Annotated in this window: 15 protein-coding genes; 2 read left to right on the top strand and 13 right to left on the bottom strand. The window is 69.0% G+C overall.

Annotated elements, in window-relative coordinates; genetic code table 11:
* Nucleotides 1-2: 2 nt before the first annotated feature.
* From KF707C_RS21475 to KF707C_RS29490, 8 genes are all read right to left on the bottom strand, one after another.
* Nucleotides 3-614, bottom strand: a complete 612-nt coding sequence (locus KF707C_RS21475; RefSeq protein ID WP_003450377.1) for a hypothetical protein — start codon at nucleotides 612-614, stop codon at nucleotides 3-5.
* Nucleotides 611-1456, bottom strand: coding sequence for a CheR family methyltransferase (locus tag KF707C_RS21470; protein WP_003450378.1), 846 nt, complete (start codon nucleotides 1454-1456; stop codon nucleotides 611-613). Before KF707C_RS21470 ends, KF707C_RS21475 begins: the two co-directional genes overlap by 4 nt.
* A 29-nt stretch (nucleotides 1457-1485) precedes the next feature.
* Entirely contained in the window at nucleotides 1486-3492 is a 2007-nt protein-coding gene (locus tag KF707C_RS21465) for a methyl-accepting chemotaxis protein (RefSeq protein ID WP_003450379.1), read from the bottom strand.
* 18 nt (nucleotides 3493-3510) lie between these two features.
* Complete coding sequence (locus tag KF707C_RS21460) at nucleotides 3511-3996, bottom strand: chemotaxis protein CheW (RefSeq protein ID WP_003450381.1); 486 nt, start codon at nucleotides 3994-3996, stop codon at nucleotides 3511-3513.
* Nucleotides 3983-5749 (bottom strand): chemotaxis protein CheA, encoded by a 1767-nt coding sequence (locus KF707C_RS21455; protein ID WP_003450382.1) that lies wholly within the window; start codon nucleotides 5747-5749, stop codon nucleotides 3983-3985. The genes KF707C_RS21460 and KF707C_RS21455 overlap by 14 nt, the downstream gene beginning before the upstream one ends.
* A gap of 21 nt (nucleotides 5750-5770) precedes the next feature.
* Complete coding sequence (locus KF707C_RS21450) at nucleotides 5771-6136, bottom strand: response regulator (protein WP_003450384.1); 366 nt, start codon at nucleotides 6134-6136, stop codon at nucleotides 5771-5773.
* Between the two features lie 140 nt (nucleotides 6137-6276).
* Nucleotides 6277-7431, bottom strand: coding sequence for a methyl-accepting chemotaxis protein (locus KF707C_RS21445; RefSeq protein WP_003450386.1), 1155 nt, complete (start codon nucleotides 7429-7431; stop codon nucleotides 6277-6279).
* A gap of 115 nt (nucleotides 7432-7546) precedes the next feature.
* Entirely contained in the window at nucleotides 7547-7699 is a 153-nt protein-coding gene (locus KF707C_RS29490) for a PSPA7_2676 family Cys-rich small protein (RefSeq protein ID WP_003450388.1), read from the bottom strand.
* Nucleotides 7700-7937: 238 nt separating this feature from the next.
* Between KF707C_RS29490 and KF707C_RS21440 the strand changes: the two genes are divergently transcribed.
* Complete coding sequence (locus tag KF707C_RS21440; protein ID WP_003450390.1) at nucleotides 7938-8792, top strand: CAP domain-containing protein; 855 nt, start codon at nucleotides 7938-7940, stop codon at nucleotides 8790-8792.
* A 114-nt stretch (nucleotides 8793-8906) separates the two neighbouring features.
* Nucleotides 8907-10319, top strand: a complete 1413-nt coding sequence (locus KF707C_RS21435) for a putative bifunctional diguanylate cyclase/phosphodiesterase (RefSeq protein ID WP_081608064.1) — start codon at nucleotides 8907-8909, stop codon at nucleotides 10317-10319.
* 27 nt (nucleotides 10320-10346) lie between these two features.
* On the opposite strand, the gene KF707C_RS21430 is transcribed toward KF707C_RS21435, so the two are convergent.
* The 5 genes from KF707C_RS21430 to KF707C_RS21410 all read right to left on the bottom strand — a co-directional run bounded on the left by KF707C_RS21430 (nucleotide 10347) and on the right by KF707C_RS21410 (nucleotide 16226).
* Nucleotides 10347-12152 (bottom strand): monovalent cation:proton antiporter-2 (CPA2) family protein, encoded by a 1806-nt coding sequence (locus KF707C_RS21430; RefSeq protein WP_003450394.1) that lies wholly within the window; start codon nucleotides 12150-12152, stop codon nucleotides 10347-10349.
* A 352-nt stretch (nucleotides 12153-12504) separates the two neighbouring features.
* The gene (locus KF707C_RS21425) at nucleotides 12505-13320 is read right to left on the bottom strand and encodes a hypothetical protein (RefSeq protein ID WP_003450396.1); all 816 of its coding nucleotides are present in this window, start codon (nucleotides 13318-13320) and stop codon (nucleotides 12505-12507) included.
* A 45-nt stretch (nucleotides 13321-13365) separates the two neighbouring features.
* Nucleotides 13366-14676 carry an eCIS core domain-containing protein gene (locus tag KF707C_RS21420; RefSeq protein WP_081608065.1) on the bottom strand — a complete coding sequence of 437 codons (1311 nt, stop codon included), beginning with the start codon at nucleotides 14674-14676 and terminating at the stop codon, nucleotides 13366-13368.
* A gap of 11 nt (nucleotides 14677-14687) precedes the next feature.
* Nucleotides 14688-15038, bottom strand: a complete 351-nt coding sequence (locus KF707C_RS21415) for a type II secretion system protein GspG (protein WP_197704968.1) — start codon at nucleotides 15036-15038, stop codon at nucleotides 14688-14690.
* A 12-nt stretch (nucleotides 15039-15050) separates the two neighbouring features.
* Nucleotides 15051-16226, bottom strand: coding sequence for an eCIS core domain-containing protein (locus KF707C_RS21410; RefSeq protein ID WP_081608066.1), 1176 nt, complete (start codon nucleotides 16224-16226; stop codon nucleotides 15051-15053).
* Between the last annotated feature and the right edge of the window lie 28 nt (nucleotides 16227-16254).

The raw sequence follows: 16254 nt of genomic DNA, 5'->3' as shown, positions 1-16254 counted from the left end.
CTTCACTCCTTGAACAGGTCGTAGGGCCCCAGCGCTTCCCCGCGCTTGAGGTAGAGCAGGTATTCCAGCTCGCGCTGCAGGAGGGTGTCGTTGTGCAGCCCCTTGAGCTTCTTCACCAGCACCTTGCCGCTGGAGGGGAAGACGTAGACCTTGCGGGCCTGCGCCCCCATCACATCCTCGGCGAGCAGGGTGACGCCCTCGGTGTCCAGGTAGCTGTGGACGAATTCCACGGTGCGCAGGGTGGTGTCGAAACGCAGCAACTCGTCGTGCAGGTTGGCGGCGCCGAACACCTTGGCCACCAGGTGATGGCGCCGGGCGCCGAGGCGCAGCAGTTCCTCGCCGAGCTGTTCCATGATGCGCACGCCGTGATGGGTGGCGGCGCTGGCCAGGCCGCTGCCGGGGCCGGGATCGGGCAGGAGGAACTGGTTCATGCCGCCGATGCCGCGCTGGCGGTCGAACAGGCAGACGGCGACGCAACTGCCCAGGGCGGCGACCAGCACCTGGTCCTCGGCGGTGGCGTAGAACTCGCCGGGCAGCACCTTGACCGCCGGCAACTGGAAGTCCGGGTCGAAGTAGCGGTTGGCGGCGATGGCGCCGAGGGTCTCGCCCTTCATGCGGCCACCCCCGGCGCCGGCCTGTAGACGGTGCGGCTCACCAGCTTCACCACGTGGCTGGCCTGGACGAAGCTTTCCGAGTGGCCGGCGAAGAACAGGCCGTCGGGACGCAGCAGGCGGACCATGCGCTCCAGCAGGTTCACCTGGGTGGACTTGTCGAAGTAGATCATCACGTTGCGGCAGAAGATGGCGTCCAGGCCACCCTTGAGATGCCAGTCGGGCTCCAGCAGGTTGATGCGGCGAAACTCCACCATCCGTTGCACCTCGGGCACCACCCGCGCGAGGCCGGCGTTGGCGCCGGTGCCGCGCTGGAAGTAGCGCTTCTTCAGCGCCGGCTCCAGCTGGGCCAGGCGTTCCAGCGGGTAGATGCCCTGGCGGGCGGTCTCCAGCACGCCGGTGTCGATGTCCGACGCGAGGATGCGCACCTGCTGCACCTGGCCACCCAGGGCCTGGTGCAGGGCGATGGCCATGGAGTAGGGCTCCTCGCCGGTGCTGGCGGCGGCGGACCAGAGGCGCAGGGGCCGACCCCGCCGCGCCGGGTCGCGGGCCAGCTCGGCCAGTTGCTCGAAGTGGTGCCGTTCGCGGAAGAAGGCGGTGATGTTGGTGGTCAGGGCGTTGATGAAGGGTTGCCACTCGCCGGGGTGCTGGTCGAGGTACGCCAGGTAGGCGGCGAAGTCCGGCAGCTCCAGCTGGCGCAGGCGCCGGGACAGGCGGCTGTAGACCATCTGTTGCTTGCTGTCGGCCAGGCTGATGCCGGCGCGACGATAGAGCCGCGCGCGGACTTCGTCGAAGTCCGCCTCGCGGTAGCCGAACTGGTGTTCGCCAGCGCCCTGCGCACTCATCCCTTCACCTCGTGGGGCCCGTCAGCGCCTCAGAACTCTTCCCATTCCTCTTCCTTGCTCCGGCTGCGTCCGCCCGTTCGCGCCGGACGGGCGGACGCGGCGCTCCGGGGCGCCTTCGCGGCGGGTCGCCCCGGCTGGCCGGCGTGGGCCGGGTCCAGCCTGAACACCGCCACCGACTGGGCCATCAGTCCGGCCTGCTCCTGCAGGGCATCGGCCGCCGCTGCGGCCTGCTCCACCAGGGCGGCGTTCTGCTGGGTCATCTCGTCCATCTGGCTCACCGCGCCATTCACCTCCTCGATGCCCCGGCTCTGCTCGGCGGAGGCGGCGGCGATTTCCGCCATGATGTCGGTGACCCGCTTGATGGCGATGACGATGTCGCTCATGGTCTGGCCCGCCTGGGCCACCAGGGTGTTGCCGTTCTCCACCTTGCTCACCGAATCGGAGATCAGCGCCTTGATCTCCTTGGCGGCGGCGGCCGAACGCTGGGCCAGGGTGCGCACCTCGGCGGCGACCACCGCGAAGCCACGGCCCTGCTCGCCAGCGCGGGCGGCCTCCACGGCGGCGTTGAGGGCCAGGATGTTGGTCTGGAAGGCGATGCCGTCGATGACGCCGATGATGTCGGAGATCTTCCGCGCCGAGTCGTTGATGGCGGTCATGGTGCTGACCACCTTCTGCACCACGTTGCCGCCCTCGGTGGCCACCTCCGAGGCGTTGACCGCCAGGGAGTTGGCCTGGCGGGCGTTCTCCGCGTTGAGTTTCACGGTGCTGGTGAGCTCCTCCATGCTGGAAGCGGTTTCCTCCAGGCTGGAGGCCTGCTGCTCGGTGCGGGTGGAAAGCTCGGCGTTGCCGCTGGCGATCTCGCCGGCGGCGGTGTTGATGGTGTCGGCGGCCTCGCGGATCTGCCCGAGCATGCGCGACAGGCTCTGGGCGGTTTCATTGGAGTAGTCCTTGAGCTCGCCGAAGGTGCCCTGGTAGTCGGCGACTATGCTCTGGGACAGGTCGCCCTTGGCCAGTGCGCCGAGCATCCGCGCGACGTCCTTGAGCCCCTTGTCGGCGGTGTCCACCAGGGCGTTCAGGCCATTGGCCAGGGTGAGCAGGAAGCCGCTCTTGCCTTCTTCGCTGATGCGCCGGGAGAAGTCCCCGGCGGCGGCGGCGCCCACCAGGCCCGCCACTTCCTTCTCCACCTGGACCTCCAGGGTGCGGTCGGCCCATTCCACCACCGAACCCAGGCGCTCGCCGCTGTCGCTGATAACCGGGTTGGCCACCAGGCCGAAGGTGCGCCCGCCCACTTCGATCTGGGCGCGGAAGGTGCTGGTGAAGGTGGCCAGCAGGCGTTTCTGGTGCTCGGGGTTCTTGTGGAACTGGTCGATCGAGCCGCCCAGCAGCCGGTCCACCGAGAAGCTGGGCAGGGCCTTGCGCAGGTCCGCCTCGGCGTTCTGCAGCATGCTGGTGACGGTCTTGTTCATGTAGACGATGTTGCGCTCGCCGTCGGCGATCATCACGTTGGTGCTGCAGTTGTCCAGGGCGCTGCGGATGCGGATGTTCTCACTGGCGGCCCGGGCGGCGGCCTGCAGGCTGTCGCGCACCCGGTCGATGGTTTCGGTGATCTGCGCCTTCTTGCCCGGCAGGCGGTCCATGGCCTGGCTGAAATCCCCGTTGCCGTAGGCGTTGACCACCCGCACCACCTGCATCTTCACCGCGATATGGGCGGCCACCAGTTCATTGATGCCCCGGGCCAGGCGGGCCTGGACGCCAGCGAAGCGTTCCACCGGGATGACCTCGTCGATCCAGCCGTCGCTGTGCTGGCGGGTCATTTCCACCAGGGCGGCGTCCAGCGCCTCGGTGGCGGCGGCGTCCGCCTGTCGCTGGCGCTGGCCTTTCTGCAACTGGGCGAGGGCCTCGTACACCGGCGCCCACACCGGGTCGTCGCCGACGCCGATGGGCTGGTCCGTGTCGCCTTCGGCCAGGCCCCGGATCAGGCCGGCCAGGTGCTGTGCGCGCAGTTGCGTTTGTGCCTTGTTGTTGAACAGACCCATGGATTTTCCCCTTCCGTGTCAGGCTGCGGCTGCTTCGACCAGGGCCATTTCGCGGCTGGTCATCAGCTTCTCGATGTCCACCAGGATCAGCATCCGCTCGGCCACGGTGGCAAGGCCCAGCAGGTATTCGGTGTCGAAGCTGGCGCCGAATTCCGGCGGCGGCCTGATGGCGTCCCCGGGCAGGGCGATCACGTCCGACACCGAGTCCACCACCACGCCGACGATGCGCCGGCCGATGTTGAGGATGATGACCACGGTGAAAGGATCGTAGGTGACGTCCGCCAGGTTGAACTTGATGCGCAGGTCGACGATGGGAACGATGGCGCCCCGCAGGTTGATCACGCCCTTGATGAAGGCCGGGCTGTTGGCGATGGCGGTGACCTGGTCGTAGCCACGGATTTCCTGCACCCGCAGGATGTCGATGGCGTACTCCTCGCGACCGAGGGTGAAGGTCAGGTACTCCTGGGCCGGCTGGGCGGCCTGTTCCACGCTAGGGGAGTTCATGCAGCGCTGCTCCTTGCTGTTGGGCGAGGCCCGGCAGGGCGTCGACGTCGAGGATCAGGGCGACGCTGCCATCGCCCATGATGGTGGCGCCGGCGATACCCTCGATCCGGCGGAAATTCTGTTCCAGGCTCTTGATCACCACCTGCTGCTGGCCCACCAGGTCGTCCACCTGCAGGGCGAAGGGGCGGCCATCGGCTTCCAGGATCACCACGATGGAGTCCTCCGCCGGCAGCGCCGGGGCCGACTCGCCGAGCAGGTCATGGAGCGAGAGCAGCGGCAGGTACTCGCCCCGGACCCGGATCACCGCGCCGTCCTCGCCGCCCAGGCCGCGGATGTCGCCGGCCCTGGGTTGCAGGGACTCGACGATGTAGGTGAGCGGGATCACGTAGTGGGTGCGGGACACCGCGACGATCAGGCCGTCGAGGATGGCCAGGGTCAGGGGCAGGCGGATGCTGATGCGGGTCCCCATGCCAGGCGCCGAGTCGATCTCGATGCGTCCGCCCATGGCCTGGATGTTGCGCTTGACCACGTCCATGCCGACGCCACGCCCGGACAGGTCGGTGACCACCTCGGCGGTGGAGAAGCCGGGCATGAAGATCAGCTGCCAGACCTCGGCGTCGCTCATCCCGTCGTGCACCGGCAGGTTCTTTTCCCGGGCCTTGGCGAGGATGCGCGCGCGGTCCAGGCCACGGCCGTCGTCGCTGACCTGCACCACGATGCTGCCGCCCTGGTGGAAGGCCCCCAGGCGCACCGTGCCCTGGGCCGGCTTGCCGGCGGCCAGGCGCGCCTCGGGCTGCTCGATGCCGTGGTCGATGCTGTTGCGCACGATGTGGGTGAGCGGGTCGCCGAGGCGCTCGATCACGCCCTTGTCCAGCTCGGTGTGTTCGCCCTGCAGCACCAGTTCCACCTGCTTGCCCAGGCGCGCGGACGTGTCCCGCACCAGGCGCGGGAAGCGGCTGAAGATGAAGCTGATGGGCAGCATGCGGATCGACATCACCGATTCCTGCAGATCGCGGGTGTTGTGCTCCAGCTGCGCCAGGGCCTGGTGGATGCGCTCGTACTGGCTCGGGTCCAGCGCCGAGCCCAGCTGGCCGAGCATGGCCTGGGTGATCACCAGCTCGCCCACCAGGTTGATCAGGCTGTCGATCTTCTCGACGCTGACGCGGATGGAACTGGATTCGCCTTCGCCGCCCGGCACCTTGCCGGTGGCTGGGGCGGGTGCCGCCTGAGGCGGTTCGCAGGCCACCGGGGGCGGTGTGCCGGGGGCGTCGTCGAAGAAACCGAAGTCGTCGTCGGTCGTGGCCCCGGGCAGGCCGGGCGCCTCATCGAACAGGCCGAAGCCTTCGTCCTCGGCTGGCGCGGGGGCCTCGTCCAGCAGCGCGCGCAGGCGGGCCAGGGTCTCGGCCACCGGCACGCCCGGGTCGGGGCGCTGCTGGCGATGGGCGTCCAGCAGGCGCATCAGCACGTCGCGGGCCTGGAGAAACAGGTCCACCCGCTCCGCGTTGAGCGGCATCCGGCCGCTGCGGATGCGGTCCAGCAGGGTTTCCAGCTCGTGGGTCACGGCGGTGAGGTCGTCGAAGCCGAACATGCCGGCCGAGCCCTTGATGGAGTGGGCGGCGCGGAAGATGCCGTTGAGCTCTTCCGCCTCCGGCTGCTGCAGGTCGAGGCCGAGCAGCAGCAGTTCGAGGCTGGCCAGGTGTTCCTCGGTTTCCTCGAAGAACACCTGGAGGAACTGGTTCATCCCGTCATTCATGGGAGGCGCCTTGTGCCGGGATCAGGGGAGGACCTTGCGGGTGACTTCCAGCAGTTTGGGCGGATCGAAGGGCTTGACCAGCCAGCCGGTGGCGCCAGCGGACTTGCCTTGCTGCTTCATGGCGTCGCTGGACTCGGTGGTGAGCATCAGGATGGGCGTGGCGCGGTAGCTGGGCAGCCCGCGCAGGCTGCGGATCAGGCTCAGCCCGTCCATGTTGGGCATGTTCTGGTCGGTGAACACCAGGTGGTAGGCCTTGCTCTGGGCCTTGCCGAGCCCTTCGCGTCCATCTGCCGCCTCGTCCACGAGATAACCGGCGGCTTTCAGGGTGAAGCTCAGCATCTGCCGTATGGAGGCCGAGTCGTCGACGATCAGGATCTGCTTGCTCATCGGTGCCGCTCTCCTTGCCGCTGGGTCGGGTTGTCCTGCTGGCCTGTGGCCATGCTTAGGTGTAGAAGCGTGGTTTTTTGACGTCCAGCCCTTGGCGTTCGCCATTCGTCGAGCGGATGAACGGCGACCAAGGGGCGTCCTCAGAACAGTTCCACCTCGCCGGCGCTGACGCTGCTCTGGCTCACCGGGTTGGAGACCGGCTTGCGCAGCTCGCGGGTCTCGTCCTCCACCCGTCGCGCCCAGTCCTCCGGCGCCTGCGCCCGCAGGCCACCCAGCCCCGCCGCGAAGCCGCCGAGCCTGGCGAAATGCTTGCGCATCTGTCCCAGCAACTGGCTGCTCATGTCCTGGAACTGCAGGGCGGTGATCGCCTGGTCGACGCCGTCAGCCACTTCCAGCGACAGGCGGTCCATCTCCTGCACCACCTTCAGGGTGTGGCGGTTCATGCCGTCCAGGTCCTCCAGCATGTGATGCAGTTGCTGCCGCGACTCCATGGCGAACCCCATGTCCTTGTCCGCCAACTGGGCGATGGCCTTCTCGGCGTCGCGGATCTCCCGGTAGACCACGTCCACATGTTCGCGGATCTGCTCCGAGAAACCGGTGGAGCGGGTGGAGAGGGCGCGCACCTCGTCGGCCACCACGGCGAAGCCCCGGCCGCTCTCGCCGGCCCGCGCGGCCTCGATGGCGGCGTTCAGGGCCAGCAGGTTGGTCTGCTTGGCGATGGCGTCCATGTCGTGGGTGGATTTCAGGATATCGGCGATCTTCTGCGTGACCCGGTCCATGCGCTGCACCAGGTCCTGGGAGGTGCGGCTGGTTTCCAGGGCCGCCTCGACGAACAGGCCCAGGGTACTGCGGGTGGTGGCGATGAACTCCTGGAAGTTCATGCCGTCGTCGGCCGCCTGCTGCTCGCCGTAGCGCTCGATCAGGTTGTGGGAATGGGCGCGCTGCTGGTCGATGCGCGCCGCCAGGCCCTGGAAGCTCTCGCCCAGCCGGCCGATGGCGTCCTGCAGCAAGCCGTCGATCTGCCCGGCGTGGGCCTGGAGGGTGCCCAACTGCTCGTCGAGGGCATCCTGGGCGGCCTGCCAGTCGGGCGCGGCGAGCGCTGGCGTCGCCGTGTCCGCACGCTGCCGGGCGGCGTCATGCCGCAGCAGGGCCACCAGCGACAGGCTGGCCAGCCAGCCGCCTCCCAGCACCGCCCAGAGCGGCAGGCCGAGGGCCAGCAGGCCGGCGGCCGTCAGCCAGATCAGGGAATGCAGGGCCAGGCCCTGGACGAGGTGGGCGGACGACGGCTGCGACATGGTGCACTCCCTGGCCTGGTGGGGACCGATGGCTCTTACCGGGCCATCGGCATCGATGCTTAAAACTAGAGGGCCGCTGGGTGCTGTCAAATCGCCAGTGATCGTCGCCTGTCGGCTATCCCGCCGTCTCCGTCTCCTCCTCCGGCAGGCTCAGGTAGCGGTGTGCGCCGCAGCGCAGGCAGCGCTGGCAGATCATGGGCACGGCACCCACCTCGGTACGGACACCCTCGGTCCAGCGACAACCGAGCACGAAGCAACGAATACGCATGGCTCCTCCCCGGGGGACGCATCCCCCTGGATTCGATCCGGCAGTGGTGACTGGAATCGCACTCGCCTTGTTCTTGTTGGAGGCATGGGACGCGGTGGACTCTGCGCCGCCCGCTCTAGAACGGACAACCTAACCGGTTGCCGACGGGACGGACGGCAGGCGCGCGGGTGCGGGGAACAGCACGCGGTCGCCAGGGTCATATCCCGGTCCTTTTCCCCTCCATTCGCGTAGCCACTCCATGCATCCCATCGCCCGTCACCTGCTGGCCCTGCTTCCCGTCGCGCTCGTTCCCCTGTTTTCCGCCCCGGCCCAGGCCGCGGGCGAACGCCAGCTCCTGGCGGCCATCAACGATTACCGCCAGCACCCGCAGCGTTGCGGCTGGCGCACTTACCGGCCGGCGGCGCCGTTGGCGCTGAACGCGAAGCTGGCCCTGCCGGTGGGCTACTCGGGCGCGTTGCGACCGGCCCTGCGCGAGGCCGGCTACCAGGCCGGCGAGGTACGCAGCATCCGTCTGTCGCGCGCCCGGGACGTGGCGTCGGCCTTCGATCAACTGCAGGACGGCTACTGCGCCGACCTGCTGGACGCCCAGTTCGCCGACATCGGCGTCAGCCGCAGTGGCCAGCAATGGCGGGTGGTGCTCTCGCGTCCCCTGGCCGGCGCCGCCCTGGGGGACCCGCGTGCCGCCGGGCAGGCCCTGCTGGCCCAGGTCAATGCGGCCCGGGGACGGAGCCGGATGTGTGGAAGCCAGCGTTTCGCCGCCGCCCGTCCGCTGGCCTGGAACGGTGCCCTGGGCAAGGCCGCCGAGGGGCACAGCCGCTCCATGGCCCGTCGCGACTATTTTTCCCACCGTGGCCCGGGCGGTGATTCGCCCTTCGACCGCGCCCGGGCGGCGGGCTACAAGGGGCGCATGGTGGGCGAGAACATCGCCGCCGGGCAGGGCTCGCCGCGCGCCGCGCTGGACAGCTGGCTGGCCAGCCCCGGCCATTGCGCCAACCTGATGAACCCGCGCTTCACCCAGATGGGCGCGGCCTACGCCTCGGAAGTCCGCAGCGAGAACGGCATCTACTGGACCCTGATGTTCGGCGCGCCCTGAGCGACCCGCCGCGCGGTTCAGCCGACGACCCACCCCGGTCGCCCTTTTGTCTTCCATCGATTTGCAATCGCGCCAGGCGCTTCAAGAATGATGGGAACGGCAAAGGGACTTTCCATGACTTCCATCGCGGCCTTTCTCAAACGCGTCACACAGTTGTGGCAGGCCAACGACCTCGCGCTGGTGGGGCAACGGCGGGAGCGGCGCATGCGCCTGCTGGCCTCCGGGGTGATGCTGGCGGTGGCGCTGTTCTGGGGGCTGTACTTCTCGCTCCGGGGTACCTGGAGCGTCGTCTTCATGGACCTGCTGATGATCCTCTGCGCCCTGGGCGTGTTCCTGCTCACGCTGCAGGGCCGGGCACGGGAGGCGAACCGGCTGCTGTTCGGCGTGCTCATCGTCGTCATCCTCTATTCGACGCTCGTGCTGGACCCGCCCTCGGCGGCCGCCCCGCGTGCCACCCACCTGTACTTCCTGCCGCTGGCGGTGGCGTCGTTGATGACCTTCCGTGACGAACCCTTCTGGCTGCGTTACGGCATGGCCCTGGTGTGCCTGTCGCTGTTCGCCGTCCTCGCTTCGACCCACTGGAGCCCGATCAGCGCGCCGGGCTTGCCGGACGAGGTGCGGGTGGTCGGGTCCTGGGTGCAGTCCTTCGCCGCGATGACGATGCTTTTCCTCCTGCTGCACATCCTGCAGACCGACGCCGCCGAGCGCTCGGAGCTGGACCGGGACCTGCGCATCGCCATTCGCGAGGAGCAGTTCGTCCTGCACTACCAGCCGCAGCTGGACAGCGCCGGACGGGTGACCGGGGCGGAGGTGCTGATCCGCTGGCTCCATCCTCAGCGCGGCCTGTTACCACCGGGGGAGTTCGTCGACCATGCGGAGAAGTCCGGCCTGATGCTGCCCATCGGCGAGTGGGTGCTGCGCCAGACCTGCGCCCAGTTGCGGCGCTGGAGGGACGACCCCGTGCTGGGCGGGTTGGTGCTGGCGGTGAACATCAGCCAGGACCAGTTCCGTCAGCCCGGTTTCGTGCCCGACGTGCTGGCGCTGATCGACGAAAGCGGCATCCCGGCGCGGCTGCTGGAGCTGGAACTGACCGAGACCCTGATCGTCCAGGACATGGAGGACCTGACCCGGAAGATGACGGCGCTGGTGGAGCAGGGGGTGCGTTTCTCCCTGGATGACTTCGGCACCGGGTTCTCTTCCCTCAGCCACCTGAAGCGCCTGCCCCTGGACAAGCTGAAGATCGACCGGTCCTTCGTCTGCGATGTGCTGAGCGATGCCAGCAGCGAAACCATCGTGCGCACCGTGATCGCCCTGGGGCGCAGCATGGGCATGACGGTGATCGCCGAGGGGGTGGAAACCGAGGCCCAGCGACAGTTCCTCGCCGACAGCGGCTGCGCGCAATTCCAGGGCTACCTGTTCAGCCAGCCGCTGCCGCTGGAGTCGTTCGTCGACTTCGTGCGGCGCAGCAGACGGGCTCAGGCGTCGGTCATCCCGGCGGAGTCGGCGCTACCGGACGGCGCGGCCTGAGGGCGGAGGGAAACGTCTCCCGGCGCCCTACTGGACGGCTTTTTTCTCGAGCGGGTCGCTATCGAACAGGGTTTCCAGCTCGGCGCGGGCCTCGCGGGCGGTCTGGATCACCGCCGCATGGTCGTCGTAGACCTCGTGCTGGGCGGCGAGCACCTCTTCGTCGTGGCGCTGGAAGCGGCGAATGCGCGCGTTGGCCTTGTCCTCGTCCAGCCCGAGTCCCAGCAGCGCCTGGCGGCTCATTTCCAGGGCGGAGTGGAAGGTTTCCCGCACCGGCACGGCCCCCAGGTCCAGCAGGCGATGGACGTGCTGGCGGTTGCGCGCCCGGGCGATGACCTTGATGTGCGGGTAGAGGCGCTTCACCAGCTCGGTGGTCTTCAGGTTGGTTTCGGGGTCGTCGGTGGCGACGATGAAGAACTCCGCCTTGTCCACCTTGGCGGCGCGAAGGATCTCCGGGCGCAGCGGGTCGCCGTAGAACAGCGGCATGCTGCCGAGACTGCGGCCGTACTCGATCATTTCCACCGCCGTGTCCAGGGCCACGAAGGGCACCCGCTGGGCCCGCAGGACCCGGGCGACTATCTGCCCCATGCGGCCCATGCCGGCCACCACCACACGGGGTTCGTCGCCCTCGATGCGCGCGTACTCCGAGGGCACCTCCACCGGGGCCGGCTTGAGGGTGAACAGGCGGAACAGGGTCAGCACCAGCAGCGGGGTCACCGCCATGGACAGGGTGATGCCGAGCACCAGCAGGCCATGCAGGCGCGCATCCAGCATCCCCTGCTCGAAGGCCAGCTTGAACACCACGAAGGCGAATTCGCCGCCGGCCGCCAGGACGATGCCCAGGCGTATGGCATGGGCGCGATCCAGCCCGCCGCCGAAGCGACCCACCAGGTAGAGCAGGGGCAGCTTGAGGGCCATCAGCATCACCGTGAGCACCATCACCGCCACGGGTTCGCGGAGCAGCAGGCCGAGGTCGGCGCTCATGCCCACGCTCATGAAGAACAGTCCCAGCAGCAGGCCCTTGAAGGGTTCGATCTGGGCCTCCAGTTCATGGCGGTACTCGGAGTCCGCCAGCAGCAGGCCGGCGATGAAGGCGCCCAGGGCCATGGACACGCCGGCCAGTTCCATCAGCCAGGCGGTGCCGATCACCACCAGCAGCGAGGTGGCGGTGGACACTTCCTTGAGGCCGGCCTTGAGCACGACGCGGAACACCGGACGCAGCAGGTAGCGTCCGCCGACGATCACGGCGCCGATGACGGCCACCGCCAGCAGGACGTCCCGGGAGTCCATCTCCTCGGTGTCCAGGTGACCGGCACCGCTGAGCAGGGGCAGCAGGGCGATCAGCGGGATGGCGGCGATGTCCTGGAACAGCAGGATGGCGAAGGCCAGGCGCCCGTGGGGGCTGGTGAGTTCCTTGCGCTCGGCGAGGATCTGCAGGCCGAAGGCGGTGGACGACAGGGCCAGGCCGAAGCCCAGCACGGCCGCGGTACTGAGGGATTTCGCGAAGGCCAGCCAGGCCACCAGGCCGATGGCCAGGGCGGTGAGCAGCACCTGGGCGAGGCCGACGCCGAAGACCGAGCGGCGCATCACCCAGAGCCGCCGGGGGGACAGCTCCAGGCCGATGATGAAGAGCAGCAGCACCACCCCCAGTTCGGATACCCGGGCGACGCTTTCCGGGTCGGTGACCAGCTTCAACACCGACGGGCCGATCAGCACCCCCGCCAGCAGGTAGCCAAGGACCGCCCCCAGTTGCAGGCGCCTGGCCAGGGGAACCGTCAGGACGGCGGCCAACAGGAACATCACTGCGGCCTGCAGCAGGCTGCCGTCGTGGGGCATGGGGTCTCTCCTTGGAAGCGGGGGCTTGCGGGGGCGACATTTTAGAGCAGGAAGGGCGCGCGGGGCAGGGAATCGCGCCAGTCTGGCGCGGCGCCCCTGGCGGCGAGGTCGGCGGGATGGGGTGGAGCGGGGAGGAGGCGGGGCTCCAGCGGTCCCCGGGGCCGGGGTCCGTTGGAGCGGGGTGGATCATCGAACCGGGATTGGACGAGTGGCCTGTCTGGTTGATTGGTTTATCTGTCGCGGTTTTGTCGGCTGGATGCACTTCCCTCACCCCGGCCCCTCTCCCGGAGGGAGAAGGGAGACCAGCGCTTGCTCGCTCGGATCAAAGTCAACGAACTTGGCAAACAGGACACTAGAAACAGGGCCTTCCGGTATCGGTGTCACGCCAGATGTGTGCGCCGAAGAAGGCATAGGCATCCGGATTGTCCATGCGCCCGGCGGTGGTCTGGCCGGCGGGGGCGGCGGTGTCGCCGGTGGGGTACTGCGCGCTGCCCCGGTTCGGCGGATGCGCGCCGGCCACGCCGATGCCGACGTCGTGGGCGCCTTCGTGGATGAGGATGATGGCGCGGCAGGTCGGCGACAGCTCCCAGAATGGCCGGCAGACGTGAACCAGGTCGTCGGCCTCGATCCAGAAGGCCTGTTCGCCTTCGCAGATGTTCTGGCTGTTGCAGATGTAGTTGGCCGGCACCAGGGTGCCGAGAATCCGCCGGTAGTTGTCCTCGATGGTGGCGCGGTCGGCGGCGCTGGGGGTGATGAAGTGGCGGCCCAGGGCCGTCTCGTAGGTGGTGCCGGCCGCCGGCGCGGCGCCCAGGGCACGGCGTGCCGCGCCGACGTATTCCCGGGCGCGCTGGCGGGCGGTTTCCAGCCGTTCGTTGGCGTCGGTGATGCCGGTGATGCGTTCGCTGCAATCACGGAAGCTGGGCGCGGCCGCGGGTTCGGCCAGGGGCTCGGCCGCGTCGCTGGCCGTGGCGGCCTCGCCGTCGCGGGCCTGGCGCGGACCGGGTGGGCGGCTCTCTTCCCGGCAGTTCGGACAGCCGCCACCGCAGGCGCAGCTGGAGCGCGCGAACCGGCGCGGGCGTCCTGCCGGCGGTGCGGGGGCGGCCTGGGGCGTCGGGGCGCCCTTGCGTCCGGCCCGCTGGATGGCCTCTTCCTGCAAGGCGCTGTACATGTCGATTGCCCTCCTTCGGTTGCCTGCGACGACCTGCGGCCCCGCTCAGGGGCACTTGGTCGAGTTGCAGGGATTGGTGTTCCAGCTGGCGTTGCCGGTCTTCTTGCGGTGGCAGCAGAGGTCGGCCAGCACCGAGCTGTCGTAGCTGACGGTCACCGTGGTCACGCCGATTCGCGTGTGGTAGTTGATGTCCCGGATCGAACTCTGGCTGCCGACGTGCACGCAGGCGTGGGAGCCGGTATTGAGCAGGCCCTCGTGGATCGCCTGGATGCCCTTGAAGAAGATCGCGTAGTTCATGCTGCCGGCGCCGCTCTTGGAATAGCGCGCTCCCTTGCCGGACTTGGCGACCGGGTCGATCAGGTTGCCGAGCCTGACGTTCTCGGAGTCCATGTAGCCCAGGCCTTCCAGCCGCGTCACCTTGGATGCCTTCACCCGGTCGGTCAGGCCCACGCCCAGCATCGTCGAGCCGCCGGAGATCGGCAGCACGACATCGGCCGGGACCGTGCTCGACTTCGCGCTGTACTTGGCGGTCAGGGTGCCGGTGGGCATGCGTGGCTCCAACTGCCCGGCGGCTTTCGCGGCGGCCTTGTGCCCGTCGTCGACCACGGCCTTGTCGAAGTGAATGGTGATGGTCTCCACCCAGGGCTGCTTCTTCGGGTCCGTGAGGGTTTCATTGGCGGCATCGAAGGCGATGGTGTCCTTGCCCTTGCTGCGGTAGCGGGCCAGCGTGGGATGCCGGTCTGCGCCGGCGGTGCCGGATTGCTGGATCACATGGGTCAGTTCATGGGCGATCAGGTGCTTGCCGGCCGAGGTGTCGGGCGCGTACCTGCCGGCGCCGAACACCAGGTCGCGTCCCACCGCGTAGGCATCGGCATCGACCTCACGGGCCGAACGTTCGGCCTGGCTGCCAAGGTGGACCCGTACCTGGGAGAAGTCGTAGCCGAAACGCGGCTCCATCTGTTCTCGCACGGCCGGTTCCAGCGGTTGCCCCGGGCTTTCCAGCGTCCGCATCACGCTCTCGGGGGCCTGAATGGATTGCCCGGCGGGCGTCCCGCCGGAGCGCTGGATCGAGGAGGAAAGGTGGCTGATGCCGGGCGTCGCGCTCCTTGCCAGTACCGCACTGGCCACCTGGTCCGCCTCCCATTCGAAACGGTCTCCCGGGTCGCTGATGGCCAGTTTCGCCTGGAGCGGCGAAGTCCCGCCGCAGCGTGGGCAGCCGCCGCCGCAGGCGCATCGGTCCGCCGGTCGTCCCGGCGCGGGTGGGGCCGGTTGCCCCGGGGTTGGCGGAGCCTGCCTGGACAGCGTGGCCGGCATCGAGGTGCGTGATGGTTCCGGGGAGTGGCGTGCCAGGACCATGGGAAAGACTCCTAATCGCGGGCATCGAAGTGAACGCTGATGTCTTCGTCCTGCCCCGTGCCGCCAACCGCTCCGTCCGCGCCCAGGCTCGACAGCGTGACGATCGAGTCGCCCGTGACGCGGTAGAGGATGCGGCGGCCCCAGCCATCGACCGTGGCGTTGTCGCGGCCGGGGGTAGGCGGCAGGTCGGACAGGCTGGGCGGAAGGCGGCCATGGGCCTGCCAGTAGGCCCTGATCCTCGACCGGGTGACGCCGAGCCGGGTGACGGTGAGATCGCGCGGCGGGATGGTGGCGATGAAGAATCGCGGGAGCGCCAGCAGGGCGTTCCTCAGGGCGCCGAGGCAGGCTGCGAGCCCCTTCACCATTGACCTCGCCTACCAGTGACTCGGTGCATCCCTGAACTCCCACTGCGAGAACAGCCGGCAGTTGTGGCGTGCGACGGAATAGCCGTCCTGCAGGCCCAGGCGGCTGCCGTCCATGTAGTTGACCCAGTTATCGGCCTGGGCAACGGTGGGGGTGTGGGTGCTCACGATGGAGGCGCCGGGGACGGGAGCCGGGTCATAGACCTCGCCCTGCAGGATCGCCCCCGTCACCCAACTGCTCCAGCCCAGCCAGGTCGAAGCGAACTGCGGCAGCTGGGCGCCGGTGGCGGCGAAGGAATAGCAGCGCTTGGAGCGGGACGGCCGATCCACGCAAACCTGCTGGTGAACCAGGTTGTTCAAGGCCCCGGCGCCCGTATTGCCGGTTTCCAGGGTGATTTCGGCCGTGGTTCCCGACCCCATCGGGGCGGCGGTTTCAGCGGTATCGGCCCCGGCGTCGCGACGGGGTGGGGCGGCGGGAATCTCGACATCGGCGCTGTCGCCGTCGAAGGAACCCGGGGAGCCCGAGTCGGCGGACCCCGGCGTGCCGCCATCGCTGTCATCGATTTGCCGTCGCAGGTAACCGTCGCTTCGCCCCGATTGCTGCACCACATGGGTGAGTTCGTGGGCCAGCAGGTGCCGGCCCTCGGCGGTTCCGGGGGCGAAGCGGCCCGGTGCGAACACCATGTGCTGCCCCACCGTGTAGGCCTGGGCGCCCAGGTCTCGCGCCGACCGCCCGGCGGCCGCGTCGAGGTGCACCTGCACCCTGGAAAAGTCCTGGCCGAATCGCGGCTCGAAGAATCCCCGGGTCCCGCTGTCCAGCGCTTCGCCCGCACCGCTCAGGACCGCATCGACGCTGGCGGGCGCGACGGCCCCGGGTGTCGCGGTTCCAGCGGACCTGGGTTGCAGGCCTGCGGCAACGGGGGTGACGGGGCCGCTTGTCGAGTCCCTGCGCATCAGGCGCTCGGCCACCGCGTCGGCTTCGCGCTCGTGGGCATCGTCGGGGGCTCCGACCTTCAGCCCCGACCCGGCCTGGCAGCGCGGGCAGGACCCGCCGCAGGCGCAGGATGCGGGCGAACTCCGCCGCTGGACAAGGGCGGGCTGCCGTGGCGACGAGCCTGCGAGTGCCGGCAGCGCCCCGTCGTTTCGGCGTACCCGCTGGGGGTGCGCTTCCTGCTGTGTGGTGAGCATGGCGAGTCCTGTCCTTCCCTTCGCGGGT

It is taken from the genome of Pseudomonas furukawaii (assembly GCF_002355475.1).
In the GTDB taxonomy this organism is placed as follows: domain Bacteria; phylum Pseudomonadota; class Gammaproteobacteria; order Pseudomonadales; family Pseudomonadaceae; genus Metapseudomonas; species Metapseudomonas furukawaii.
This window is presented reverse-complemented; position numbering and strand designations above follow the sequence as displayed.